This window comes from Limnothrix sp. FACHB-1083, assembly GCF_014696485.1.
Taxonomy (GTDB): Bacteria; Cyanobacteriota; Cyanobacteriia; order CACIAM-69d; family CACIAM-69d; genus CACIAM-69d.
Genome location: NZ_JACJQD010000007.1, coordinates 245,696 through 272,664 on the forward strand (window position 1 = coordinate 245,696; position 26,969 = coordinate 272,664).

Below are 26,969 nucleotides of genomic sequence, written 5' to 3' on the forward strand. Positions count from 1 at the left end.
CACTTTATCAGCATCCCGGCTGTCTCCAAAAATTCCCGCGCTATGGGGATGAGGGGTGCATGGTTAGGGCTTGCAGTTGGTTGCGAGCTTTCAGGTTGTGGGGATTGAGGCGGAGAGCGGTTTCCCAGGCGGCGCGGGCGGCGGTGGGTTGGCCTTGGGCGAGCCGCAAGTCACCGAGGGCGTTGTAGGCGTGGACTTGCTGGCCGGGGGATGAAACCGCTAGGGACTGGTCGATCGCAGCTTGGGCAGCTTCGTAGTCACCCAGGAGGGTGTGAATCTCGGCGATTTGGTTGAGTAAGCGATTGTCGTTGGGGGATTTTTGGAGCTGTTTACCCAGGAAATTACGGGCAGTGATCCAATCTTTTTGGGCCGCTTCCCAATTACCCAACTTGTGATAGGCTTTGCCCCGAGCAAGGTAGCCGTAGTGACCGCGCTTGCGAAGTTGAACAGCTTGTTCGGCTAGTTTTAAGGCTTTGGTACTGTTGCCTTGGCTGAGTTCCAAGCGTGACCAAGGTTGATAGAGTGCTGCTTTGTTATGGTTGACCTGATCCGGGGAAATTTTGGGTGGTAGTGATCGCTGGGATGCGGTTTTAAAGAGATTTCGGGCTAGGTCAATATTGCTCAACTCAAATTGCATCAGGGCGCGAGCTTGCCAAGCGGGCAAGTTGTCGGGATTGACCTGGATGGCTTCTGCAAAAAGTTGGTCGGCTTTTTCATAGTTGCCGCGTTCTTTTTCCATGATGGCCCAGGATTGCCAAGCGTGAGAGTTTTGGGGCTTGAGTTCGAGTGTTTGTTGAAAGAGTTCGGCGGCGCGATCGGGGTTGCCTGCATCTTTTTCCAGAATGGCCCAGTTGTTTAAATAGCCGGTGAGCCACTCGTGACGGCGAGCCAACAGTGATGTGATGACTTGATAGAACTGGCGGCGCGTTTCGATGGTGCCGTGTTTTTTTTCAAACTGCTCCCAAGCCTGTCGATTCATCACATTAACCGGATCGGCTTTGGTGGCGGCTTGAAAGAGTTTGCGGGCTTGCGGGTAGTCCTTGAGTTCCTTTTCCATCACGGCCCAAGCTTGCCAGGCGGGTGCGTGGTTCGGATCGGCTTTGGTGGCGGCTTGAAAGAGTTTGCGGGCTTGCTCGTGGTTCTTGAGTTCCTTTTCCATCACCGCCCAAGCTTGCCAGGCGGGTGCGTGGTTCGGATCGGCTTTGGTGGCGGCTTCAAAGAGTTTGCGGGCTTGCTCGTGGTTCTTGAGTTCCTTTTCCATCACCGCCCAAGCTTGCCAGGCGGGTGCGTCGTTCGGATCGGCTTTGGTGGCGGCTTGAAAGAGTTTGCGGGCTTGCTCGTGGTTCTTGAGTCCGCTTTCCATCACCGCCCAGATGTTGTAAACAAAGCGGCGAATTGAACCACAGTCAACTGCTTTTTCAAACACCTCCCGCAGTGGCTCCACTTGCAAACCCAGAGCCTTGGCTTGCAACCGAAAGTTGTGCATCAGGCGTGGTGTAGTGAAATCGCTATTGGAAGGCTGCTGGAGATCGGCTTCAATGAACTGACTGAGGCGAAGATAGCGATCCTCCTCATCATCGTTATCGTTCTGAAACACCACCGTTGCAATCACAGCATGGCGAGTTTTTAGGTGGTGATAGCCCTCTGCCACTAAAAACCCCTTGGTCTTGGCCAAAATCTCAGTACCCAGCTCATCCACCCCCAACAGCGTCGCCAAGTCGCGCTTGGGAAACCTGATGCCAAAGGTGTGCAACGCCGCCACCAACCGACAGGCCCGCACCACCTTGGAGCCAAATCGCTCCGCCAAATCCTCTAGGGTTTTTTGCACATAGCTGGTCAGGCTTTCGTTGTACTTGGCTTCCAGCAGCATCACCAACAACTGCCGATCGGCCCGCTCGCGAAACTTTTCTACCCGCGCCTCCGGGGACAAATACGCCAACTTGCCCAACGCATCGGCCGCTGAATAGGTGCTCAAAAACCGATCGATTTCCGCATCACTCAAATGATCAATGGCAAATTCCTGCACAACAGCCCGCGATCGGGGAATTTGCTTGCTCCCAGACCACAGCTCACGACGCGCCCCCAACAGCAGCAACACCCCCGCCCCTGACTGGTGCAACCGTCGCAAGCCCCGATCCCAAACCTCCGGATCGATCCATTGCGCGTCATCAATGCAAATCACCACCCGGCGGCGGGGACTGAGCGCCTCCAAGGCTTCCACATTCAGATCCAAGTGATCTGCATCGTGCCACAGCACCCGATCGCCGCGCTCATGCAGTGCCACCGCCACCCGCATCAACAAAGTGCTTTTGCCATCGCCCGATCGCCCCAACACCACCCCGATCGGCAACGGGCCACCCAAATCACCCCGCTCTTTCACAAACGCCAACAAATCTGCTTGGACATCACGCTCCACATCACAACCAGCCGCAATGTCTGCCCAAGTGGCTTCTGTACCATCGTAAAAGTCAGCGCCGCTGTGCCTTTCTAGCCCCAGTTTGGCCCGCTTCAGCAACGTGCTGACCTCCGCATAGCCTGCAATGGGGTTGGGCAGCTCTGGCACTTGGGCCCGATCTAAAGCCTCCCGCAAGATCCCGCGCAGCACCCCAAACTTGCGCCTCTTCTCCCCCTGCAACTCGTCGTGGTCGCTACCTACCCTTGCATAGACAGCGCCCATCCGCTTCTTGAAGGCAGATTCACTAATGCACAGTAATTCTGCAATCTGTTCATCGGATTCTTGCTGATTTGCCTCGCTGAAACGGGCTAAGAACGCTTCCTGCTGCTCAGGCGTGAAGTCGTAGCGCTTCATCCATGTGCTTAAAAATTTGTCCCAGTCCATAGCAGCGGCAAATAAGTGTAATTTCCCTATTCTGAGCGAACAATTGGGGAAGCGGTGTACTAAACGGGACTAAGACGGTACTTCAGGGGATGTTCACACCCTGGTTACAAAACCCAGAATGATTGCATTGCAACCCATTCAGAGGTTTTCACCATGAATTCGCAACCCCAAACTAACACCATTCAAACGACCCAAGAAACGATCGCCCAACCCGCCCAACTCGACCCAATCTTGTCCCTCCCGATCGCCCAAAATGCCCCAAGCTGGCTGATCGCCCTGCTGACGGTTTGCGTCATCGTGGGCCGGCTCGAAAAGAGCCTGCGGTGGTCGTTGTTGCTGCTGCGCCAGGCCCGTCAGTGGCGCAACCCCAAACAGAGCCAACGCCGCCAAAACCAGCCACCCACAACCTAGACCGCGATCGCTGATCTTCCCAACCCAAAGTCGTGGCATGTCCGCAGGGGCGTACCGATGTGCGCCCTCCAACCGGATCGATCGCTCTCTCAGTCCGGCTGCATCATTGATCACACCAGCGCCCGGCAGACAGGTCAAAAAAATTGCCAACCCTGACTTAAACCCCCGATCGCCCTGATCCTCGTCTTTGGCTGGGCAGCAACAGCCCAAAGCCACCACAAATCATCCTCAAAATTCAGACGATCGAACGCCAGCCAACCTAAAAATGGCGGATCACTTTCGATCGTCAACGGGAGTCGATCGCGGATCGCTTCCAGCAACAGGCAAAGTTAGTCTTTATTAAAGGCCTTTCAGTCCAAAATTCTGACCTCAAGCATCATTTTCTCTTCAGAAATGTCAATGTAAAATAAAATACAATTATCAAAAATGACTTAAAACAAAGAAAAAATATTGAATCTTGAGATTTCTGGGAGTTTTATGAGTTTCAACAATTGAATCATTCGCATTTAAGAATCAAATAAAAACAAATCAAATTGAAATTCACAAGAAAATATTCTTGATTTTCGGCTCGGATTGAATAATGAAAATTACAACAAAAAGAAAAATTAATTTGATTGACAATTGGAATTAATTGAAATTTTCTGTAAAAAATTGTATTGCAAATGTTTAAAAATGAAATGATTTATTTTTAAGAGAATTGTTGCCAATTTTTAATTGCGTGTTTATACAGAATTGTTCAGAAAAATGAAAAAATTAACATTAACTTCTCTCAAATTCCAATTAGCTTGAGGCACAATTCGTAGAGTCCAATTGGAAAGTCTGATCAACCCTCCAATTAAGCTGGAGATTGTGCAACATGTCAGTAGATTGGAAAGTGAACAGTGCAGACACCGCTGCTCAGGCAATGGGTGGTGAGGTTCTTGATCTCAGCAACGAATTTCGCGACGACTACCATGTCTTGGTCTACCGCTGTCCCGATGGGCGGGTGATTGTATTTGAAGATTGGTGGTTTCGCGTCAGTGAGTTTGCGAATGAGGAAACTTTCCAAAAGGCCCTTGCGGGGGGAAATGAAGATTACCCGTTTGATTTGGAATTAGCCAATAAGCAGATTCGTTTGGAGTAGATCAAGGCGATCGAGATAAGCAATGGGCTAATTCAAGGGTGATGGCTAAATTTCCCAAGAACGCAGGTTAGCCGCTCAAACAAGATTCCAATTGAGAACCCATCGACAGACTCCTTAGCCCCATTAGCTCGATCGACTCGATCGACCGAATCAGTTGCCTGGTGTTTCCCTAGGGTTGCAGTGCTTTTTGGAGAAGTGATTTGTGAAGAATCAAAAGATTGTTGAAGCGATGCCTGGCTACCGCTGGGAAATTGATGGAGCCAATTTCGTTAAGGTCGTCTATCGCCAAGATTCAGACCTGGTTGTTTTTGCTGATCAGGGCATTTGCCACTATCGGTTTGAGGACGATGGTGAGCGGTTGATGGAGTTTTTGGACGCACAATCGTTGGTGGATGTGGGTACGGTCACGGATGGTGGTTGGCTGGATGTCACGCCCAGTGTTGTGATTCCCTGGAGTTCGGCCACAGAAACAACCAATACAACAGCAGATTCTTCTACCTCAGCACCGTCCACCCCAGGAAAGGCCTACACCTTTCGGGTACTGAACAACGACGGCACTGAGTTTGGAAAAGGGTGCTTTACCCTAGGGGATGGCAGCGAGTCTTCGGTGGAATATCGCCGGGGCAGTGCGGAAACCTTGACGGCGTTTTGGTATCGCGACCCGATCGTCGGTGTGTTGGATCTCAGCGCTCTGTTGAGCTTGAGTTTCAGCGATCGGGCAGGCGAGCAACAGTTCCAGTTCAACGCCTGGGCCCAGCCAGACTTTGATCGGGGCTTGGTGGCCGGTGGTGCAACGCCGGATCAACTGGGTCATGTGTCTGCGCACCGGGGAGCGACGGAAGACGGAAGCTGTCAAGGGCGCAAGTTGGAGTGGGTGGCGATCGGGCAGCCCACGATCGAGGTCATCGAAGAAGATGGCGTGACGATCCCGCTGGTGGACTTGGTGGTGGCGATCGACTCCAGCGTTTCCATGAAGGACGAAGCGGTGGCGCTGGATGCGGCCGTTTCCGCCGCGATCGAGGCGGCCCGGGCCCATTGCCCCTCTGACTTGCGAGTGGTCTATCTGGGCATTGAAGGCACGTTCCGAGACACCCGTTTTAATCAATCCATTCGCAAATACCTGACCACAACGGCCAAAGCGGCGGAGGCCGAGTTGCGGGGTCGCCAACGCGGCACGGTGGCCGGCGGCGGGGCCCAAGAAGACGGCGCGAGGGCGATCGAGGATCTGAGTCGCCATTTTGACTGGCGGCCGGGGGCTGGGCGGGCCCTGTTCTTCCTAGGCGATGAGTCCTTGGATGGCGGGAACCAGGATGCCAAGCAAGATCAAGGAGACATCGAAGCCGCCAACCTCGCGATCGCGGTGGCCAAGGAAGCTGGCGTGCGGGTGCATACCTATCTTGGAACTTCCTCGGTGAAAGACAAAGTGCGCCGGGAAATTGAAGGGGAATACGCCAGGGTGGCTCGGGAAACGGGCGGTCAATCCTTCACCTCCCAGGATGCGCTGCGGGGCTTCCAAGCCCTGTTGCAAGACGTGATTTGCGGCAGCAAGCCCGCACCGCGCCGCATTGAACATCCCTTCTGTTGCTGCCAGGCCTACGTTGAATCCTAGGGGTTCACCAGTCAGCGGCCTGCCCAACGTTTCACGATCACCAAGCCCAAACCTCACAGGAATTTGCTGCTATGCCTCAGGTCACGAGTTTTGTTTTTCACACCTTGAATCCGGATGGTTCGGTTTATGGCCGGGGCTGTTTTGCCTATGAAGGGCCGCCGGATGGGGTTGATATTCAATACAACTTCGGCACGTCGGCCGGCGGAACGGCGAATAAGATGCTGTCGTTTTGGTATAGCGACCCGGTGACGGGCACGCTGGATATCAGCGCACTGATTAATTTCAACTGGACAAATGGTTGGCAGGGGGCCCACTATCGGTTTGATTTCAACCTCTGGAACCATCCCTACAACAGCCACGGCATGACCGCTGGCCAAGCCCAACCGAACCGCCTGGGCCCCATTTCCGGTCACCGGGGCAATGGGGATGTTTCAACCCAAAAGCGGCTGCAATGGCCCACCTTGGCTCCGGCCACCATGACCGGCCAGGGCGGCTCCGCCACGCCGGTTCCCGCACCGGCCCCCGTGCCAACGCCCTCGCCCACGGAGGTCTTGACGATTCCCAAGGTGGATCTGGTGGTGGTGATCGATTCCAGCGTGTCGATGAAGGATGAGGCGACGGCCCTGAGTGAGGCGGTGGGCGCGGCGATCGAGGCGGCCAAAACCAGTTGCCCTTCTGATTTGCGGGTGACCTATTTGGGAATTGAGGGGGTGTTCAAGGGAACGCGGTTCGATCGCACCGTGCGCAATTACCTGACGGAAACGGCCAAGGTGTCGGAATCGGCGCTGAAGGGCCGCAAGGTGGGCACGGTGGCCGGCGGCGGGGCCCAAGAGGACGGCGCAAGGGCGATCGAGGATGTGTCCCTGAACTTTGACTGGCGATCGGGCGCATCGCGGGCCGTCTTCTTCCTGGGCGATGAGTCCTTGGAAGGGGGCAACGAGAACGCCAAGCAGGATCAGGCAGACATCGAAGCCGCCAACCGGGCGATCGCCACGGCCAAGCAAACCAAGGTGAAAGTCCACACCTACTTGGGGACTTCCGGTGTGAAGGCCAGTGTGAAAAAAGAAATCGAGGGTGAATATGCCCGTGTGGCCAAGGAAACCGGCGGTCAGGGTTTCACCTCGCAAGATGCCCTGAGCGGTTTCACGGGGCTGCTGCAAAAGGTGATCTGCGGCAGCAAGACGGTGATTCCGGCCCCTGCGCCAACCCCCACGCCAACGCCTGCGCCGGCCGCGCAACCCTTCTGTTGCTGCCAGGCGTTTGTGGAAGGCAAGTAGTTCCTGTGGTGCTTGCGATTCCCGTTGCCACCCACCAGCGGGCGATCGGGGCGTGAGCGAACTAATCCGTTCAAGTTGATGACGAATTGAGTACGAAGCATGGGGGCCGATCGCCCGATCGACCCCCACTTTCCTTTGCGTATTCGTTGGGATTTTTTTGTTGAGATCTGGAGGTTGATCCCTATCCCTGGGCTGGCCGCGCTGTCTAAGCTCGCGAGCCGATCGCCTTGTGGAAAGCCGGCCGCTCACTCAGTCGTTTCAGGTAAGCGCCCAGCGCTGGATAGGGCGACAGATCCATCTTCAGCATCATGGGGATGTAGGCCAAAATTGACCCCAGGGCCACATCCGCCACCCCGAAAGTTTCACCCGTGATATAGGACGACTGGCTCAACAGCTCGTTGATGCCGCCCAGCAAGCGCGGAGCTTCCCGATCGCGGTTGGCTTCCACAAAAATTCCGGTGGCAACGGTGGAATTGGCAAACAGCGTCCATTGTTGATCCACTGCTCGTTGCTCCGTGGATTTTTCGGGGCCGTACTTCGCATCCAAATAGAGCAAAATCGCACCGGATTCCCACAATTTGAAGTCGCCATCTTCAATGGCTGGCACTTTGCCAAAGGGGTTAATGTCCGTCAGCGGCGGTTGGCGGTGTTCGCCGGCCTGCATGTCCAGCAAAATGAACTCGTAGTCTAGGCCCAACTCTTCGAGATACCACTGCACGATCGAGGCCCGGCTGCGCGCACCGCCATAAAGCTTAATAGCCATCGAATTTCAGTCCCAGTTTTGATGAATTTGCTCAGACTGAAATTTTAATCATTAACGCAGGGCCCCAACCGAAACCCCCGCCCCGGAGGATTAGCGAGTGCCCGTACCTTGAGTGCGGCTGGGGCCACCGTTGTCGGGAGGCGTGGGCTGGGCGGCTGAGGCGCTTTGGGGCGCAACGGCCGCCACCAGCGCGGCATCGATCGAATGGCCATCGATCGGTTGCATCACGGCGGCCGAACCCAGAATTACGCCCACGAGGGTCAAGCTTTGGCCAATGCGGGTGCAAGTTTGAAGCGCGGTCATGATTCAAGCCCCTGATGCGAGTCGTGAAGGTCAGCCAGGGTCGCGATTGGATTGCGTCGCGCTCCTGATGACTCTTACTGTCGTGGGCGTTGCAAATCCGGAGGGGGGCAGCCGTGAAACTACGGAGGCTGGCCGATCGCCCGATCGCTGAAAGGCTGATCATCTCGTTGGCGGTGGCGGCGATTCAGCGTCCAGTTTTGTAACTGGTTTTTAACCATCTCCGCTCCAGGAACCTCCCTTGCAACCCGAGCAGCCTGATATCCAGACCAACCAAAACAAAAGGGACTGCCAGGGCGATCGCCTAGCAGCCCCCAGCCAACTGAGCAGGGCCGGTTTAGAGGGAGGAAGGCGGGATCACCTGCAAGGCCGATCGCACCACATCCGGCGTTTGATCCAGCACCACCCCCAACAGGGCCCCGGTGGAGGTACGGCTGATGATGGCATCGGCCGCTCCGCTGTTGTTCACGTTGCCAGCGGTCACCGTCACATCAGCAATGGCGAAATCCGCCGCCAGCAGCACCACATCTCCTTGGCTAACGCTGAGATCCACAATTCGATCGACCGTTTGCACCCCGGCTCCGGCCACGGCTTCCTCAGCCCGCAACACAAACAAATCTCGGCCCGCGCCCCCCGTCAGCACATCCGTGCCAAAGTCGCCGGACAACACATCATCCCCATCACCACCCAACAGCGTGTCGTTCTCCCGACCACCCCGCAGAATGTCATTGCCATCGCCACCCACCAGAGAATCATTGCCCCGGTTGCCACTTAGGAGATCATTGCCCAAGCCGCCATCCAGCGCATCATTATCAGCACCGCCATTGAGCACATCGTTGGCATCGTTGCCCAACAGCAGGTCATTGCCCGCATTACCAAACAGCACATCCACGTCACTAGAACCAGTCACGGTGTCATTGCCACCCAAGGCCCGCACCCCGCTGGGATATTCACTGAGACTATTGACGGGAATAACACGGTTATCGCTGTCATTGGTCAAGTCCAAAAATTTAGGCCCCGCCAACAAGTTCACGCTGTTGCGAGTGAGAAAGCTGCGTACCTCGTTGCCGGACACTGCACCCACAAACTGATCCGTTGCGCGGCCGCTTTGCACCAAGCGCACATCGGGGGTCGATCGCACACCCGCCTGTTGCACCAAGCCCACTTCCTGTTGAGTGTTCACCTTGGCCAAAACCACGTCGTAGTTTTTAACGATCTCTTCTAGAACCGGGCTGAGCTGTTGGCAGGCGCTGCAAGTGGGCGAGGAAAAGTACAGAACCACCGGCTTCTCGCTGGATTTGCTCACCACCTCGCTCTGAAAATTTTGGGCTGTGATATCAACTTTGGAACTCATGATTTAGACCTTTTATCTGGATAACCATCAATCATTTGTCTTCACGACTATGCCCTAAGTCGTCGGGAAAATCTTCCATGGAAAGGGCCGCCTCCCGTCCTATGATGAAATCCGTTCAACCCTCCCGACATTTGACCGACCCGTGACCCAGACCTATCGCATTGCGCTGTTGCCCGGTGATGGCATTGGCCCCGAAATTACCCGCGTTGCTGTTCAGGTGCTCGAAACCGTCGCCCAAAAGATTGGGGTGACCTTTGAGTTCACCGAAGCGCCGATCGGGGGCTGCGCGATCGACCAAACCGGCGAACCCTTGCCCGCCAGCACCCTGGAAATTTGCCGCAACAGTGACTCGGTGTTGTTGGCGGCGATCGGCGGCTACAAGTGGGACAGCTTGCCCAATGCCCAACGGCCCGAGCGCGGCCTGCTGGGTCTGCGGGCCGGTCTGGGTCTGTTTGCCAATCTGCGGCCGGCAACGATTTTGCCCCAGTTGGTGGATGCCTCGACCCTGAAGCGGGAAGTCGTCGAAGGTACGGACATCATGGTGGTGCGCGAGCTGACCGGTGGGATTTACTTTGGGCAACCGCGCGGCATCTTTGAGGGCGAAAACGGCGAAAAGCGCGGCGTAAACACGATGGTGTACTCCGAAGGCGAGGTCGATCGAATCGCCCGTGTGGCCTTTGAAACCGCCAAGCGTCGGGGCAGCAAGCTTTGCTCGGTGGATAAGTCGAACGTGTTGGAAGTGTCGCAACTGTGGCGCGATCGGGTGACGGCCGTGGCTGCGGACTATCCCGATGTGGAGTTGTCTCATCTCTATGTGGACAATGCGGCCATGCAGTTAGTTCGCGCCCCGAAACAGTTCGATACGATCGTCACGGGCAACCTGTTTGGCGACATTCTTTCGGACGCGGCGGCGATGCTGACCGGCAGTATCGGCATGTTGCCCTCGGCCAGCTTGGGCGAACCGGGTACGCCGGGTGTGTTTGAGCCGGTGCATGGTTCCGCGCCGGACATTGCGGGCCAAGACAAGGCAAATCCGTTGGCCCATGTGTTGAGTGCGGCGATGATGTTGCGCTATGGGTTGGATCTGCCCGAGGGCGCTGACCGAATTGAAAAGGCGGTGAATGAAGTGCTCGATCGCGGCTTCCGCACGGGCGACATCATGTCCGAAGGTAAAACCCTGGTGGGTTGCACGGCCATGGGTGAGGCCCTGATTGCGGTGTTGAACGAGGCGTAGGCACATCGAACCGGAGGGCGCATCGGGCGCATCGAACCGGAGGGCGTATCGGGCGTATCGAACCGGAGGGCGCATCGAACCGGAGGGCGCATCGAACCGGAGGGCGCACGGCAGTGCGCCCCTACAGACCGGAAACATTGGGTAGGGGCGCACCGCTGTGCGCCCAAATCCAGGATCTTGGCAAAAATCCCTTAATTTCGGTTGATTGGGTGGCAAAAACGGGCAAACAACGATTAGATGCGCTGTTGGTGAGTCGCGGATTGTGCGAGTCGCGTCAGTTGGCCCAACGGTGGATTCGGGCTGGTGAAGTGCGGGTCGATCGCGCCTGCATCGATAAGCCCGGAACCCTAATCGCCGAAGATGCCGAGATTGAAGTAGCGGCCCGATCGCGCTTTGTGTCCCGGGGTGGCGAAAAGTTGATCCACGCCCTGGAGGCCTTCCCGATCGATCCCACGGGTCGCGTCTGTCTCGATGGCGGCATTTCCACGGGCGGCTTTACCGATTGCCTGTTGCAAGCGGGTGCGGCCAAGGTTTATGGCGTGGATGTGGGCTATGGGCAGGTGGCCTGGAGCCTGCGCCAGGATCCGCGAGTGGTGTTGCGCGAACGCACGAATCTGCGCCACCTGACCCCGGCGGAACTTTACGGGCCCGATGATCCGATGCCCGATTTGGGTGTGGCGGATGTGTCATTTATTTCCCTGACGAAGGTGTTGCCGGCCCTGTGGGCGCTGTTGCAACCGCCGCGCGAGGTGATTTTGCTGGTGAAGCCGCAGTTTGAGGTGGGGCGCGATCGCCTGGGCAAAAACGGCGTGGTGCGCAATCCGCGCGATCGGGCGGAGGCGATCGCCACGGTTTGGCAAGGGGCTGAGGCGATCGGTTGGCACTACGGCGGCCTGGCGCGATCGCCCATTACGGGGCCGGCGGGCAATGTGGAATTTTTGCTGTGGTTGCGTGACGCGGAAATTGCGGGGCGATCGGCTCCCGATTTGGCGGAATTTTTGGCCGTGGTGCAAATGGCCGACAACTGAGCCAACAACTAAGCCAAAACTAATCAAATCAAGTTAGATCAAGAATTCTGGCCCAAAATTTTGGCCGAGAGTCCGGATCGGGATGCACAGCGGTGCGCCCTGATCCATCATCCCGTCCCATCATTTTGGACTGAGCAACAACGCTGATTGTTCAAGATTTTGCGGGACTTTGCCGGGCTGTTCAGGGCTTTCAGGGGGCGATCGATCGCAACCAGAGCGCCCCTGAATCGGCCATTGGCATCACATCCCCCCTTTGAGCCAGAGGGTAAGCAGCCACATAATACTTTGTAAAGTCTTCCCACCGATTTGCTAAGGAAGTCAGAGGGTGATTACGAATTCTGGAGTAACCACTGAGCTTGCAGGTTCCAGAATTGAATATTGCGCACCGATCGTGATCGATCAGCCCTGGTACGCTCCGTAATTGCTGAGGCCTGATGCGTAAAGCATGGGCAATGGTTGGGGATCTCTAACAGAATTACTTCCACGCGATCCGCTGATCCCACAAAATTCAGAGAAATTCCTTCAAAAAACCTTCAAGGATCTGATCAAATTTTTGATCACAAACTAACAGCAGTATTCTCAAAGTTGCCCCTCCGGGAGATGAGAAAGGCATGATAAAGTTGACCCAAATCCGAACCGTCATCGGCGAATAACTGCCAATTTCAGACTTGCCTACAATCGGATTGAGGCCAAGGCAAAGGGTCGATCGACTCGTTGCTTGGAGGCATCCAAGTTAATGGATCCGTCGCGAAAGGAGTTGTTCCTCTAAGTCGGCAATCCGATTGTAGGCAGCAGTTAATTGAGCCATTAACCGTTGCACTTGAATTTCCGGCGTGAGTTCCTTGTCACCCGCGCGATCGCTCGGTTCCCGATAGCTATCATCGATCAGAATATCTTTATATTCAGCATTCAGATCAGCCATGGAATGGAGGATAGGGCTGGGGGAATCAACCAAGGCTGCACCCCGTTGAAGAATTTGAGCCATTGGTTCATGTAAGGACGATGACTCTTCGGAAGAAACACGACTTGCTAAGCGTCCCAAGAGTGTTTCAATCGACTGATGTAGCGCATCGAGCTTGTGGTTGAGGAGTGTAATTTGATCTTGCAATGGTTCCATAGGAGGTCAGCGCATGGTTTTAGATTGCACTGGCGGAGGCTTGTGTTTTTATCGTAAATAACCCATCCTCAAAAGTTCAGCAATCGCTGAATCATTTAACGATTATCCGCATGGTAGATTGTGCAGGATATTGTTGTTTTGGAAAGTGTTTCGCATTTTTCCAAAGAATGATCTTTTAGAAAAATATGCACAAAAAACTTGTCAAAACTTTATAAAACTTCAAATATCGAGAGTTGATCGCTAAAATGACCTGGCAAAACACCGCGCAATGAATGCGCGATGAATGCGCCATTAACGGACAAGCGACGCGCAAGTCGCATCAATTTCGCATCAATTAAAGCAATCTAGGCGGCCATGGCTTTGCAAAATCCCGAGGCAAGGGCGGAGTTGAAGGGGAATCGATCGCCCGGAATGGCGGTGGATCTGGAGCCTCGGTGGGGGCGGCGGCAGTGGTTGCTCGGCACGGGGGCGATCGCGGCGGGCCTGTTGCTGGGGGGCTGTGGACGGCGCAATCCCAATGATTTGACCGTGCTGGCGATCGAAAATACGGTTCCTGCCCAACTGCTCCAAGCCTTTCAGCGGCTGGCGAATGCGCAGGGAGCCACCCGAGGCATTCATCTGACTTTGCTGGATCAGGCGGAATTGTTGATGCAACAGTTGCAAGACTGGCAGCGGGATCCGGCGGGAACCACCATTGGTCAAGGTGATTGGCGATCGTGGATTCCGTTTTTGCGGCCGGCAGGGGCGGGGCCGGTGGGGTTAACGGGATTGCTGGGCCATGAATGGCTGGCGGGGGCAGTGCGGCGCGGTTGGATCCAACCCTGGCCCGATCGCCCGGCGGGGGTAACTTTGGGCGATCGCTGGCAGTCCGTCATCCAACTCAATCGCCAAGGATTGCCCGATCGCGCCGGATCCCTGTGGGGAATTCCCTACCGTTGGGGAACGACGGTGTTGGTTTACCGGCCCGATCGGTTTGCGGCCTTGGGATGGGAACCTCAGGATTGGGCGGACTTGTGGCGGCCGGAGCTGCGGGGCAAGGTGGTGCTGCTCGATCGGCCTCGGGAGGTGATTGGTCTAGCTCTGAAGCGATTGGGGCGATCGTATAACGAAGCTCAACCCCAGTCCGTAACCGGCTTGACCGCTGCTTTGGCGGCCCTCAATCAACAGGCCCTGATCTATGCCACTCAGGATTATTTGCAGCCGTTGCTGTTGGGGGATGCTTGGGTGGCGGTGGGTTGGTCCCATGAGGTGGTGACGGCCCTGGCTCGCCAACGGAGTTTGCGGGCGGTGGTTCCCCAGTCGGGCACGGCCCTTTGGGCGGATCTGTGGGTGCGGCCGGTTCATGCGGCTCCGGAATCGCTGGATTTGGCGACCCTGTGGGCCAGTCTTGCTTGGCGATCGGACATTGCCCAAGGGTTGGCCGGGTGGTTGGATGCGGCTCCGGCTCCTTGGCTGGAGGGCGATCGCACGGCTATGACAGCCAGCGTTCAGCGGGATGTGTTGCTGCCGACACCTGAGCAGCTCGATCGCTGCGAACTGCTGCAACCGTTGCCGGCCGAGTCGCTACGGCAATATCAAGACCTGTGGGTGGCGATGCGTCGATCGGTTGCTTAAGCAATCTCAAGCTCAGCCCAGCGGCCCGAACCGGTTGGGATCGACTCAGGCCCAAGCTCAAACCCAAGGGGCTTCCCTATACTGAGAACAGCATTGAGCAAAACCGCAAAAGACCCAGATATGGCTGCTGCGCCCGCGATCGAATCTGGCTTGTTAGAAGCCGTTGAGCAACTGAACTACCGTGTCACCGTGGCCGATGTGGCTGCCCAAGCGGGTTTGGATTTAAACCTGGCGGAACGGGGGCTGATGGTGTTGGCGGCTTCGGCCGGCGGTAACCTGCAGGTGGCCGAGTCCGGTGACGTGGTTTACGTCTTTTCCCGCGACTTTCGCGACATTCTGCGCAACAAGTTCTGGCAACTCCAACTTCAGGAAACCTGGGCCAAGATTTGGAAAGTCCTGTTTTATCTGATTCGGCTGTCCGTTGGCATTGTGCTGTTGCTGTTGATTGTGGCAGTGGTGGCGGCGATCGTGGTGGCTTTGGTGGCCCTCAGCAACTCTCGGGACAGCGACAGTGATAGTGGTGGTGGCGGCGATTCGCGAGGCTCTGGCTCCAGCTCGGGCAGTTGGAATATTGGTTTCCCGATCGGGGGCGGCTACTACGGCTGGTCCGATTGGATTTGGATCTGGTGGCCCGACTACGACAACTACGCTTACCAACGGCGACGGGAAAAGCCCGATCTCAACTTTTTAGAGGCGATCTATTCCTTTCTGTTTGGGGATGGCAACCCGAATTTGTATTTGGAAAAGGAACGTTGGCAACTGATTGCCCAAGTGATTCGCCAAAACCAAGGGGCGGTGGTGGTGGAACAGGTGGCTCCCTATCTGGAACTGCCCGATCGGGCAATGCCCAAGGCCCAAGACCTGGACGAAGATTGGATGTTGCCAGTTTTGGTGCGGTTTAATGGCCATCCCCAGGTGACCGATCGCGGCGAAATTATCTATCAGTTCCCCGACTTGCAAACCACCGTGCAGGATTTGACTGATCTGCCCGAAGCCCTGCCGCGATTCCAGTCGGAGCGTATCTATAACTTCAGTCGCGCTAGCTCGGGGCAACGGGCTGGGGCGATCGCCCTCGGGGTGGCGCTGTTGGTGTTGTCCTTGGTGTTAGGGGGGCTGATTGCGGCGGGGGATGCGGCAACCTTTGGCAAGGCCTATGGGTTCTTGCGCTTTACCTGCCTGCTGGGATTGGGCTACAGCGGCGCATTTTTGAGCATTCCGGCGGTTCGTTGGTGGGTGATTTCGGGGCGCAATCGGGCGATCGAGCGGCGCAACCAGCAGCGCAGTGCCCTGGCGGATTTGGTGACCCATCCCGATCCAGACTTGGCTCACAAGCTGGCTGCCCGACAACAACTGACCCAAGCCCGCAACCAAATCACCGATCGGGATTTGACCTACACCACCGAAATGGATGTGACGGAGCAAGAAGCCCTGAACCCGGAAGCGGTCGATCGGGCCTGGCAACAGCGGCTGAACTCCGCTGGCTCTGCGGACTAGGCAGGGATCAGGGATTGGGGTTTAGATTTCGGGTTTGGACTTTGGATATTAGGTCGCCGTGTTTTATCTGGGTACTGACTTGGTTTATATCCCCCGCATTCGAGCAGCCCTCGATCGATTCGGGGGCCGCTTTCTGCAACGGGTCTATACTCCCCAGGAACAGCGAACTTGTTGGCGATCACTGGCTCGATCGATCCCCTGGGAAACCCTCAGTCCCGAAACTCTGCTGAACAATCACCTCACGCCCGATGTGGTGAACCGGTTGGCGGGTCGTTGGGCCGCCAAAGAAGCCGTGGTCAAGGCCCTGGGCACAGGCTGGCATGGAGTGGGTTACAAGGATGTGGAAATTACCCGCCGGGCCACGGGCGAACCGGGCGTTTGTTTGCATGGCCGGGCCCTGGCCGCCCTCGATCGCCGCTGTGCCCTCCATTGCCAAACCCATCCCGCCGTTGTCAGCGCTGGGCCCGAAGCCCATTGGCAAGTCAGTTTCAGCCATGATCGGGACTATGCCACCGCTTCCGCCATTCTGGTTTGTGGATCGGGGTCTGACTCTTTGGGCCCAGCTCCCAAGGCAACCCGCACAGGATCGGATGTTGAATGTTGAATATTGGATTAGGTATTGGATCAGAGATTGAATTGGGCGCTGTCTCTGGGGGGGAAATTTTGGGGTGGAATTTGACGGATCCTGAGAAAGTTAGCCCGCCGTAACATTTCCCTGAAACCGCAGCATCTTGGGTTCCGGGATGATCCTGACCATGAAAACGGTTCTCGCCCCGGCCCCACGGCTTAACGTTAGGTAGCCAAACCATCCAGAACCGGATCTGGGGGCCGATCGAGCCGATCTCCCCCACAAAGCAGCAAACCCAGGCAAGGATTGTGTTTGATTGATCCCCGGTTTCTGATCCCGGCGCAGTGATCGGAATTAAGAATTTCAACCGAATTGGGCTGAATTTGGGTCAAACCCCGATCGAATCTCGACCCAAAACCCCGATCGCCCGTTAGCAACGCCTTGCAAAATCCCTGGAAATTGGAGAAACCCCGTAGAGATTTCACGGACTATCCCGGCGAAAGGCGATCGCATTCCGATACTATTAACTGTTCGATGCAACTGTTCGACACGAACGTTTTGCTGCGTCATGATTTGATGGCAATCTGCACGCCATAAACTAACCCGATCGCACTTCCTTGGCCATCCCGAGCCAAGCGCTCTGGGTGGCCGGCTTGCTGTCCTACCCCACTAGAGCTGGAATGAGCCTCGAAGCCTATCTAAATCACCCCACGTTTGGGTTATTGCTGATGATTTGTCGGCTGGAAAACAGTCGCGAATTATTTACGACGCTATACGCCCATCGTCTGTTCTTTTTGGTGTCGATCGCGGAGACGGGCCTCCGGTTTGAACCGGTTACCCGCAGCGATGCCCGAACCATGGTCGAGGTCAGAATGCGAGCGCTTCAGCGCAATGGCAACCGGGAGGAATATCAAGCGGTGCGGGCCGCCTACCAGCGCACCTTCCAGTAAAATCGCCTTACGAATCATCCTGTTGCCATGAGTGCGCCGTCTATGTCCCAGGATTGGGTGCAGGCTTTGGCTATGCTGCCCCGTTTGTCCCAGCGGGTCGAGTTTTTGCGCGATCATTTGCCGGACTCGGTGCGATTCATGGCCGTTTCCAAGACCTTTGGCCCCGATCGCGTGCGAGAAGCCTATGAATGCGGGATTCGGGACTTTGGGGAAAATCGCGTGCAGGAAGCGGCAGAAAAACGCGCCGCCCTCAGTGACCTGACGGATATTCGCTGGCACTTAATTGGCCAACTGCAAAGTAACAAGGCCAAAAAAGCCCTGGAACTGTTTGAGTCAATTCATTCGGTCGATCGATTGGAGTTGGCCCAACGGCTCGATCGCCTGGCCGCCGAGCGCGATCGCCCGCCCCAAATTTGTCTGCAAGTGAAGTTGCGGCCCGACCCCAACAAGGCCGGTTGGTCGCCGAGTGAACTGCAAGCGGCCTTGCCCGAGCTGGATCGGTTAACCCATCTGCAAATTCGAGGATTGATGGCAATTCCTCCCCTGGGCTTAAGCGAAGCGGAATTAGCGGACTTTTTTGCCGAAGCCCGATCGCTGGCGGATCAAATCCAAGCCCAACCTTGGCAACGCTTGGCCATGACGGAGCGATCGATGGGCATGTCTAACGATTGGCCGATCGCCCTGCAAGCGGGAGCCACCCTGATTCGCCTAGGACGAACCCTATTTGGCGATCGGGCCTAGATTCCTCACCCGTTGAATTGAGGAGATTGCACAAAAAATTCCCCAACCATTCAGCAAGACCTGTCAAGATCTGCCTGAAAGTGGCCAATTTTGACCCGATCGACCACTGATCTTCGTGAATGGTGACCATAGGTAACCGCCAACCCCGATCGCTCCCCCTCCGCTGCTCGATCGCCCTTGGCAACCACCCATCCTTCAGTGGCCAACCCGATCGTGGTGGAATCAAAAAAATTGGAGTAGACTGTTGACCAAAAAACGGGCAGCCAATCAATTACGGCTCCTTTTGAATAGCTCATTGGGGTGCAGATTGGGGAATTAGGTCTGGATTCAGACCCTTAAGCAGGCGGCTTTTAGCCCAGTCTGATAAAATCGGGGCGACCTAAACCCCAACCCATTCAACAATCATTGAACAGCCCCGCGCTGAAACCCCATTTTCAAGACAACAAGCGCCAAAAATGCTGAAGGTGACGATCAATCCCATCGGCAGTAATGATGCAACGCTTGTGGTCAATGGCGGTTTAAATGGTGGTTAATGGTGGTTCGTCGAGGAGTGGATGTTAGGCAACCAAGCCGACGGAGTTTTGGCGGCGTTCAATCAGCCCCTAGAAACTCGTCGGTACTCCAGCCCCCAACGTGGTTAGTAAGTGGAGAGGACGAGGTGAACGCTATTTTTACGAAACTTCGGGATTTTGTGGGTCTGGGTGATCCAGTGGAATACGATTACGACTACGACGAAAACGATAGCAATAACAATGGCTACCGTGGTTCGTATCAGCAGCCAGCGGCGGAATCCCAGCCCGCTGCGGCTCCCACGGATGAGGCCAACGCCCGCCGTAGCCGTCGCTATGCCGCCGTTGCTGATGCATCCGCTTCGTTGGCCGGTGGGTTTCCGGCACCGGCTGCGGCCCGATCGCCCGAGCCGATTGTGCCGCCCAGCCCCCGCGCGACAACTGGAACCCCAACAACTTCTTCTATGAGCAACGTGATTGGTATGCCGGGTGCGGTAAACGGAATTTCCGAAGTGGTGGTGATGGAGCCGCGCTCGTTTGAGGAAATGCCCCAAGCGATTCAGGCCCTGCGGGAGCGGAAGTCGGTGGTGTTGAACCTGACGATGATGGATCCCGACCAGGCCCAACGCTCCGTGGACTTTATCGCTGGCGGAACCTACGCCCTGGATGGTCACCAAGAGCGGATTGGCGAAAGCATTTTCCTGTTCACGCCCAGTTGTGTGCAGGTCAGCACCCACAGCGGTTTGGTGCGCGAAGTGTTCCAGGCTCAGGCTGCGGCCCAGGCTGCCGCTCGCCCTGGCCAAGCCCCCGTTTGGGCAACCGATCGCTTCCAACAGGCTGCCGCTCAGTAGGCCGCCGCTCAGTAGGCCGCCGCTCAGTCGGTTTAATCACGGCTCAATCTTCAACGATCAATCACGATCGAGGGGCCCTTGAACACCGGGCCAAACTGTAGGGCAGTAGTCAATCTATTGCCCTATATTTTTGCTCTTGACTAAATCCAATCCGCATCGATTGGATCGAAAAATTCAGCATGAGACAAGGTTTATGACGGATTCTGGGGCCGGTGCGGTTTGGCAGTTGGGCGTAATTGGCGGGGGCGTGATGGCCGAGGCAATTTTGGCCCGGTTGTGCGATCGGGACGTGATTCCTGGAGCGCAAATTTGCGTCAGTGAACCCATGGCTGAGCGCCGAGCGACCCTGGCCGAGCGCTATGGGGTACAGGTCACCGATGACAATCGATCGCTCCTGGCCCAATCCCAAATCGTTCTTTTGGCCATCAAGCCCCAAGTCTTTGCCACGGTGGCGGCCCAGGTGGCCGGTGCTTGGGATCCCGCGCGATCGCCCCTGATCCTGTCGATTTTGGCCGGCACAACCTTGGCCAAACTGGAAGCGGCCTTCGGTGGCTGTCCGGTGGTGCGAGCCATGCCCAACACACCGGCCACCGTGGGCGCAGGGGTCACGGCGATCGCCCCCGGTTCTTTGGCTGAGCAGGCGGCCATGGAACAGGCTCGCCAGATTTTTGGGGCGATCGGGCAAGTGGTGGAAGTGCCGGAATCTTTGATGGATGCGGTCACCGGGTTGTCTGGGTCGGGGCCGGCCTTTGTGGCCTTGTTTGTGGAAGCGCTCACCGATGGGGGTGTGGCGGCCGGGTTGCCCCGAGCCACTGCCAGCACCCTGGCCCTGCAAACGGTTTTGGGAACCGCCCAACTGTTGCAAGACAGCCAACTACACCCGGCGATCCTGAAAGATCGGGTCACCAGTCCCGGCGGCACAACGATCGCGGGGGTGGCCGCCCTGGAGCAGGCTGGATTCCGTTCCGCCACCATCGAAGCGGTACGCGCAGCCTGGCAACGATCGCAGGAATTGGGCCGCGCCTAGGGTTCGCCGTTGTTGACATCCTCAAGCTTTACCCTCAAGCTTTGCCCTCAGGCTCCGCAACCGCCGCACCCATAAACCCCATGGCCCTCAAGCCCTATCAAAAAATCCCGATCGCGGACTGTGGCGAACCCCTAGTGCCCATTCCGCCCGATCGCTTCCAGCTCTGGGATCCGCATCCCTACGCGGTGTTGGGTGCGCCTTATGGTGACCAATCGCCCTTTTGGGTGCGATCGGGTGTGCTCGATCGGCTGTTGCAGGCCGCCCAATGGTTAGCCCAACAACAACCGGGCTGGCAACTGGCCATCTTTGATGCCTATCGCCCCTTGGCCGTTCAGCAATTCATGGTGGACTACACCTTTGCCGAATTGGCCCTCATGGAAGGGTTGGATCCCGTTGCCCTGGCGCAAAATCCCCAGCATCCCCAAACCCAAGCCCTGCGATCGCGCGTTAGCCAGTTTTGGGCCAGCCCCAGCGACCACCCCGCCACCCCGCCACCCCACAGCACCGGAGCCGCCCTGGATCTGACCCTGATCGACGCAGCCGGGCGGCTGCTGGATATGGGATCCCCGATCGATGAATGTTCCGATCGCTCATTTCCCGACCACTTCGCCCCAGCCACCGATTCCCAACACCAGCAGTTCCACGACCATCGCCAACTGTTGCGACGGGCCATGGCCGCGGGCGGGTTTGCCCAACATGCTCAAGAGTGGTGGCACTTTTCCTGGGGCGATCAATTGTGGGCCGATCGCACCGGTCAGCCCCTAGCCCACTATGGCCGGGCCTGAGAGGCCGCGCCTAAGGGATCGCGCCTGAGGGGGCGCACCCCCACGGCAAGCCACCATGGGCGAGCCACCATGGGCGAGCCACCGAAAACCAGGTGTATGATTGCGAGAAATGGCGCTTCCGGCCAACAGCAGCCCCCCGGGCCCCTGTTGATTGGGTGAGCAGCCTCCAGGCTTTCAGGCAATTGAACCACCGGTCTATGTCTCAGACGGAATTGTTACTGCTCGCCCGGCAGGGCAATGTAGAGGCGATCGCCACCCTCATGAACCGCAAGTTACAGACGGCGGGGATTGCGGTGGAAGTGAGCCTTGATGGCAATTGCCTAATTTTGAATCTGTTGGGGGCCGATCGCGCCCCTGATCGCCCGGCGCTGATGACCTTTGTTCGCAAGGGCATGAACATCTTGAAGGTCGAACCCGTGGGCGTGGTGCGGGTCTCCGGTTGGGCGGCCGGGGCCGGCGCACCCACCTGGACTGATGCCCTCTATCTGGCCAATGATGGCTCTGGCATGTCCTTGGCCACGCCCCCGTTGAGCGCTCTGGGCCTGACCGGTTCGCCCAGCTACACGATCGCCCCCAGCCCGGCCCCTGCGCCCACGGAGATCAGCGCCACCTACGATCCGGGGAATACCGGGTTTGTTGCGCCGCCCCCCGCGCCCAACCCAGCCCCCGCGCCCCAACTCCCGCCGATTTATCCTGAGCCGACCTATCCCAACCCCGAAGAGGCGATCGACCTAATTCAACCGGAAAAGGTCTATGAAGATTGGCTGGCGGAAACGGGCCAACTGGGTTTCCCGATGCAGGGCGCAATTCCCAAGCTGGCGGAATTTTTGGTGTATTTCCTGAACGCACCGGAAGAACAGCTCATTGACGTGGTTTCCGTGCGCATTGATGACGGGCCGGCGGTGTTGCTGGTGACCAGTACCCGACTTTGCGCGATCGCTCTGCCCTCTTTTTGGAGCCAGCAACCGGTGCGGGAGCTGGCTGCTTTTGCCTATGGGGGCATTTCCCGTGTGGGTGTGTCCCGCGATGGGCTGGGCATTGAAACCACGTTGGGTAAGCAACTGTTGGCCTATTTCAGCAATCCTGTGTTAGGCGAGGCTTTTATGAATCGGAGTTTGGTGCGGTTTTGTCCGGTGGAGGCAGATCCCTCGCTACCCAGCCCCAAGGACGAGCGATCGATTCTGTTTTATGGTCTGGCGATTTTGGCGGTGGTGTATTTGCTGATTCTGCTCTTGCATTGGATTTGGGGACGCTAGAACCATGGCCATCATCCCGATCGGGGGGCTGATTCGGCTGGGGATTGGTGGGAGCTTGCCTCGATCGGCTTGAGGATGCCCACGAGGATGCTGGTAATTTCTGGCAAATTACTGAAGATTGAGCGTTGTTGCAGATCTTGGGTGATGGTTTGGATCGAGGATGGGTCGTTTCAGCATGGTTTGAGACTCCAATCGCGATCGGGCGGCTGGGCAATTCAGTCTTGCATTTTTGGGGTGGGTTTGTCGTGATGGGCGATCAGCGCTGATCACAACAAAAACCGTAGGGTGCATGGGAGGACGGCCCAATGGTTAAAACACGCTGGATGGGTTCTCCCATGCACCGCAGCGCGATCGCTCCCTCACGATCAGATGCTTTCAAGAAATGGTCGTTAAGTGCGTGACGGATTGTGGTGCATGGGAGATGAGACGAAATCGTCGTTTCTCTTTGGCCGTGCTCCCATGCACCCTACGGGATGTTGGGGATAGGCTCCTACAATTGGAGCGGTGATGTGAGGGGGCGGTGGCATGGAGCAGGCGGAGTTGTTGGCGCTGCTGGAGCGGGCGAAGGCGGAGGGCTGGACAGAGCTGGATCTGGCGGGGCTGGATTTGGTGGAGTTGCCCCCGGAAATTGGTGAGCTGACTCAGCTTCAGGTTTTGATTTTAGGGAAGTTTGAGCTAGAAACTGGACAATGGAAAGGCAATCAATTAACAACGCTGCCGCCCGAAATTGGTCAACTGAAAAATCTGACATCGCTTTCCCTCTTCAACAACCAACTGAGGGAGCTACCGGCGGTGCTCGGTGAGCTGAAAAATCTGACATCGCTTAACCTCATCGGCAACCAACTGAGGGAGTTACCAACGGTGCTCGGTGAGCTGAAAAATCTGACATCGCTTGACCTCGTCGGCAACCAACTGAGGGAGTTATCGGCGGCGCTCGGTGAGCTGAAAAATTTGACTGAGCTTGACCTCCACTACAACCAACTGAGGGAGTTCCCAGCGGTGCTCGGTGAGCTGAAAAATCTGACAGCGCTTGACCTCAGCATGAACCAACTGAGGGAGTTCCCAGCGGTGCTCGGTGAGCTGAAAAATCTGACAGCGCTTGACCTCAGCATGAACCAACTGAGGGAGTTCCCAGTGGTGCTCGGTGAGCTGAAAAATCTGACATCGCTTGACCTCCGCTTCAACCAACTGAGGGAGTTCCCAGTGGTGCTCGGTGAGCTGAAAAATCTGACATCGCTTAACCTCTGCAACAACCAACTGAGGGAGTTTCCAGCGGTGCTCGGTGAGCTGAAAAATCTGACATCGCTTAACCTCAGCGTGAACCAACTGAGCGAGTTACCAGCGGTGCTCGGTGAGCTGAAGAATCTGACATCGCTTGACCTCAGCATGAACCAACTGAGGGAGTTCCCAGCGGTGCTCGGTGAGCTGAAAAATCTGACAGCGCTTGACCTCAGCGACAACCAACTGAGCGAGTTACCAGCGGTGCTCGGTGAGCTGAAGAATCTGACATCGCTTAACCTCTACAGCAACCAACTGAGTGATTTACCAGCAGTGCTGGGTGAGCTGAAAAATCTGACATCGCTTAACCTCATCGACAACCAACTGAGGGAGTTCCCAGCGGTGCTCGGTGAGCTGAAAAATCTGACAGCGCTTGACCTCAGCATGAACCAACTGAGGGAGTTACCAGCGGTGCTCGGTGAGCTGAAAAATCTGACAGCGCTTGACCTCAGCGACAACCAACTGAGGGAGTTCCCAGCGGTGCTCGGTGAGCTGAAAAATCTGACAGCGCTTGACCTCAGCGATAACCAACTGAGCGAGTTACCAGCAGTGCTCACTCAACTGCAAAATCTGACCACGCTTTACCTCAGCTCCAACCAACTGAGGGAGTTACCAGCGGTGCTCGCTCAACTGCAAAATCTGACTGAGCTTCGCCTCAACAATAACCAACTTAGTCAGCTACCAGACTTCATTCGAGAATTGCCCAAGCTCAAAAAGCTGGATTTACGCGGCAATCCGGTTCGTATTCCCCCAGAAATTTTGGGTGAAAAAAATCGGTACGAACCAGGTGACATACAACCAATTCTGGATTTTTATTTCAACAGCCAACGTGATCCAAAACCCCTTTACGAAGCCAAGCTGTTGATCATTGGTGAAGGCGGCGCAGGCAAAACCAGCCTTGCTAAAAAACTAAAAGATGAAAGCTATCAAATCGAAAGCCAGGAAAAATCCACCGAAGGGATTGATGTGCTGCCCTGGGAAATTTCTCATCTAGACGGCACACCGATGCGCGTCAATATTTGGGACTTTGGCGGTCAAGAAATCTATCACGCGACCCACCAATTTTTCCTAACTAAGCGCTCCTTATATTTGCTGGTTGCCGATGAACGAAAAGATGACACTGATTTTTATTACTGGCTAAAGGTTGCAGAAACCTTTGGCGACAACAGCCCCCTGCTGATCATCAAAAATGAAAAACAAGATCGCCAATGCAAGCTCGATGAGCGCACCCTACGCGGCGAATTCAGTAACCTCAAAGAATCCCTCAGCACCAACCTAGAAACCAATCGCGGTCTAGACACCATCTGCGCCAAAGTTCAGCAATATCTCAGCAGCCTCGACCACGTTCAACAAATCATTCCTGCTCACTGGGCTGATATTCGCGCCGTCCTTGAAAACTATTCCCAAAGCCGCAACGTTTTAGAACTCAGGGACTATTTCGATCTCTGCCGCAGAAATGGCTTCAGCGCCGAAGCAGATATGCTAGCTGCCAGCCAATTTCTGCATGACTTAGGTATTTGCCTCCATTTTCAAGATGTCCGATTTCTCAAAAGAATTCTGATCCTGAAACCTGAATGGGCAACCGGCACGATCTACAAAATTCTTGATAACCAAGAAGTCAGAGCCGACTTTGGCCGCTTCAATGACGACACCCTCGAACAACTTTGGGATAAAGGCGACGAATCCCAAATGCGCGACGAACTCTTGCAACTGATGAAAGAGTTTGCCCTTTGCTATGAAATTCCCGGCTGCAAAGGTCGCTACATTGCCCCCCAACTGCTCGAAAAAGAACGCCTTGATTATGATTGGGACAGCACCGACAACCTGATCCTCAGCTATCGATATACCTTCAAACCCAAAGCCATTTTCCCCCAACTGATCGTGGCGCTCCATGAACAAATCGAGCACAACTGCCGCGTCTGGAAACATGGCATGGTAATCACCAACGGCCCCGCCCGCGCCGAAATCATTGAAGACGATCGCTACTACGAAGCCGATATCACCATCCGCGTTTCTGGCTCCAACAAACGCCGACTGCTCACCATTGTTGGGCACGAACTCGACAAAATTAACCGCAGCTATGAACGCCTCACCACCGAAGTCCTAATCCCCTGCAATTGCAGCCAATGCAAAGGCAGCCAAACCCCCCACACCTACTCCTGGGAAAGTCTGCAACGCCGCCTCGCCAACGGCCGCCGCACCGTCGAATGTGACCAAAGCTATGAAGATGTCGATGTGCGCCGCCTCATCGACGACATCGCCGAACCCCAACCCCGCGACAACCTCGACAAAATGGAGAGATTCGAGCAACCCAACCAAAGCCAATCCGCCTCCCCATTCAGCCCGCAACCAACCACAATCAACATCTACAACCGAAACGACAATCAACCCATGACCACCAACATCACCCAAAACCACCACGGCAGCGGCGACAACGTAGCAGGCGACAAAACCGTTAACAACTACCACGCCCCCCAAACCCCTGAAGCCGCCCAACAGGCAATCCAAGACCTGCTGAAACAACTGAAAATCGACGAACAAACCACCACCGCCAAACTGCAAACCCAAGTCACCTTCAAAGATTTGGAATGGCAACAAACCCTCTGGGCCGCCTTCAAAAACGCCGGCCCCGAACTCGCCAAAAGTGCCGTTGGCATCGCCCTAGCCAGCGCTGGCGTACCCGGCGCGATCGCTGCTGCCGCCTTTAACGTGGTGGTCGAAGGAGTGCGCGGCGGACTGGAAGCCCGCGAAGCCCTGCCCCCCGGTGAAGACAACCCCTTTGGGACACCAACCTTTTGAGCCGCAACGCTTCCTAAAAACACCAAAAAAGGGGCAGGAAAC

22 protein-coding genes are annotated in these 26,969 nt (G+C 56.2%); 16 read left to right on the forward strand and 6 right to left on the reverse strand.

The genetic code is table 11. The annotated features are described in order from the left end of the window. Positions 1-40 precede the first annotated feature (40 nt). On the reverse strand, positions 41-2,839 hold the full coding sequence (locus tag H6F46_RS11185; protein ID WP_190356130.1) for an ATP-binding protein: 2,799 nt from the start codon (positions 2,837-2,839) through the stop codon (positions 41-43). Between the two features lie 153 nt (positions 2,840-2,992). Between H6F46_RS11185 and H6F46_RS11190 the strand changes: the two genes are divergently transcribed. From H6F46_RS11190 to H6F46_RS11205, 4 genes are all read left to right on the forward strand, one after another. Beyond that, the gene (locus H6F46_RS11190) at positions 2,993-3,250 is read left to right on the forward strand and encodes a hypothetical protein (RefSeq protein WP_143473044.1); all 258 of its coding nucleotides are present in this window, start codon (positions 2,993-2,995) and stop codon (positions 3,248-3,250) included. A gap of 856 nt (positions 3,251-4,106) precedes the next feature. Next, complete coding sequence (locus H6F46_RS11195; RefSeq protein WP_099533617.1) at positions 4,107-4,373, forward strand: hypothetical protein; 267 nt, start codon at positions 4,107-4,109, stop codon at positions 4,371-4,373. A 202-nt stretch (positions 4,374-4,575) separates the two neighbouring features. Further along, positions 4,576-5,982: a hypothetical protein gene (locus H6F46_RS11200; RefSeq protein ID WP_190356131.1), complete on the forward strand. Its 1,407-nt coding sequence runs from the start codon at positions 4,576-4,578 to the stop codon at positions 5,980-5,982. A gap of 71 nt (positions 5,983-6,053) precedes the next feature. After that, complete coding sequence (locus H6F46_RS11205; RefSeq protein ID WP_190356132.1) at positions 6,054-7,259, forward strand: VWA domain-containing protein; 1,206 nt, start codon at positions 6,054-6,056, stop codon at positions 7,257-7,259. 205 nt (positions 7,260-7,464) lie between these two features. Here H6F46_RS11205 and H6F46_RS11210 read toward each other — a convergent pair whose 3' ends face one another. The 3 genes from H6F46_RS11210 to H6F46_RS11220 form a co-directional block, all read right to left on the reverse strand. Then, positions 7,465-8,022 (reverse strand): glutathione S-transferase family protein, encoded by a 558-nt coding sequence (locus H6F46_RS11210; protein ID WP_190356133.1) that lies wholly within the window; start codon positions 8,020-8,022, stop codon positions 7,465-7,467. Between the two features lie 90 nt (positions 8,023-8,112). Further along, positions 8,113-8,325 (reverse strand): hypothetical protein, encoded by a 213-nt coding sequence (locus tag H6F46_RS11215; protein WP_099533621.1) that lies wholly within the window; start codon positions 8,323-8,325, stop codon positions 8,113-8,115. Positions 8,326-8,659: 334 nt separating this feature from the next. Further along, on the reverse strand, positions 8,660-9,676 hold the full coding sequence (locus H6F46_RS11220) for a thioredoxin domain-containing protein (RefSeq protein WP_190356134.1): 1,017 nt from the start codon (positions 9,674-9,676) through the stop codon (positions 8,660-8,662). Positions 9,677-9,818: 142 nt separating this feature from the next. Between H6F46_RS11220 and leuB the strand changes: the two genes are divergently transcribed. Together leuB and H6F46_RS11230 are read left to right on the forward strand one after the other, a co-directional pair. Beyond that, positions 9,819-10,910, forward strand: coding sequence for a 3-isopropylmalate dehydrogenase (gene leuB, locus H6F46_RS11225; protein ID WP_190356135.1), 1,092 nt, complete (start codon positions 9,819-9,821; stop codon positions 10,908-10,910). Between the two features lie 209 nt (positions 10,911-11,119). Then, a complete protein-coding gene (locus H6F46_RS11230) occupies positions 11,120-11,938 on the forward strand; it encodes a TlyA family rRNA (cytidine-2'-O)-methyltransferase (RefSeq protein WP_190356144.1) in 819 nt (272 codons plus the stop codon). Between the two features lie 733 nt (positions 11,939-12,671). On the opposite strand, the gene H6F46_RS11235 is transcribed toward H6F46_RS11230, so the two are convergent. Further along, on the reverse strand, positions 12,672-13,055 hold the full coding sequence (locus tag H6F46_RS11235; RefSeq protein ID WP_099533624.1) for a hypothetical protein: 384 nt from the start codon (positions 13,053-13,055) through the stop codon (positions 12,672-12,674). Between the two features lie 354 nt (positions 13,056-13,409). Between H6F46_RS11235 and H6F46_RS11240 the strand changes: the two genes are divergently transcribed. From H6F46_RS11240 to H6F46_RS11260, 5 genes are all read left to right on the forward strand, one after another. Continuing rightward, a complete protein-coding gene (locus H6F46_RS11240) occupies positions 13,410-14,669 on the forward strand; it encodes an extracellular solute-binding protein (RefSeq protein ID WP_190356136.1) in 1,260 nt (419 codons plus the stop codon). A gap of 93 nt (positions 14,670-14,762) precedes the next feature. After that, on the forward strand, positions 14,763-16,163 hold the full coding sequence (locus H6F46_RS11245; RefSeq protein ID WP_242027901.1) for a hypothetical protein: 1,401 nt from the start codon (positions 14,763-14,765) through the stop codon (positions 16,161-16,163). Positions 16,164-16,221: 58 nt separating this feature from the next. Next, on the forward strand, positions 16,222-16,767 hold the full coding sequence (locus tag H6F46_RS11250; RefSeq protein WP_190356137.1) for a 4'-phosphopantetheinyl transferase superfamily protein: 546 nt from the start codon (positions 16,222-16,224) through the stop codon (positions 16,765-16,767). A gap of 644 nt (positions 16,768-17,411) precedes the next feature. Further along, a complete protein-coding gene (locus H6F46_RS11255) occupies positions 17,412-17,681 on the forward strand; it encodes a PipX family protein (RefSeq protein ID WP_099533635.1) in 270 nt (89 codons plus the stop codon). Positions 17,682-17,753: 72 nt separating this feature from the next. Continuing rightward, complete coding sequence (locus H6F46_RS11260; RefSeq protein ID WP_190356146.1) at positions 17,754-18,422, forward strand: YggS family pyridoxal phosphate-dependent enzyme; 669 nt, start codon at positions 17,754-17,756, stop codon at positions 18,420-18,422. A gap of 50 nt (positions 18,423-18,472) precedes the next feature. Here H6F46_RS11260 and H6F46_RS11265 read toward each other — a convergent pair whose 3' ends face one another. Further along, on the reverse strand, positions 18,473-18,718 hold the full coding sequence (locus tag H6F46_RS11265; protein ID WP_190356138.1) for a hypothetical protein: 246 nt from the start codon (positions 18,716-18,718) through the stop codon (positions 18,473-18,475). Between the two features lie 362 nt (positions 18,719-19,080). On the opposite strand from H6F46_RS11265, the gene H6F46_RS11270 reads away from it, so the two are divergent. The 5 genes from H6F46_RS11270 (at position 19,081) to H6F46_RS11290 (ending at position 26,927) form a co-directional block, all read left to right on the forward strand. After that, complete coding sequence (locus H6F46_RS11270) at positions 19,081-19,782, forward strand: cell division protein SepF (RefSeq protein WP_099533630.1); 702 nt, start codon at positions 19,081-19,083, stop codon at positions 19,780-19,782. Positions 19,783-19,975: 193 nt separating this feature from the next. Further along, positions 19,976-20,809, forward strand: coding sequence for a pyrroline-5-carboxylate reductase (gene proC, locus H6F46_RS11275; RefSeq protein WP_099533631.1), 834 nt, complete (start codon positions 19,976-19,978; stop codon positions 20,807-20,809). A gap of 80 nt (positions 20,810-20,889) precedes the next feature. Then, on the forward strand, positions 20,890-21,594 hold the full coding sequence (locus H6F46_RS11280) for a M15 family metallopeptidase (RefSeq protein WP_190356139.1): 705 nt from the start codon (positions 20,890-20,892) through the stop codon (positions 21,592-21,594). Positions 21,595-21,791: 197 nt separating this feature from the next. Then, a complete protein-coding gene (locus tag H6F46_RS11285) occupies positions 21,792-22,850 on the forward strand; it encodes a hypothetical protein (RefSeq protein WP_190356140.1) in 1,059 nt (352 codons plus the stop codon). Between the two features lie 525 nt (positions 22,851-23,375). Then, positions 23,376-26,927: a leucine-rich repeat domain-containing protein gene (locus H6F46_RS11290; RefSeq protein WP_190356141.1), complete on the forward strand. Its 3,552-nt coding sequence runs from the start codon at positions 23,376-23,378 to the stop codon at positions 26,925-26,927. The last annotated feature ends 42 nt before the right edge of the window (positions 26,928-26,969 follow it).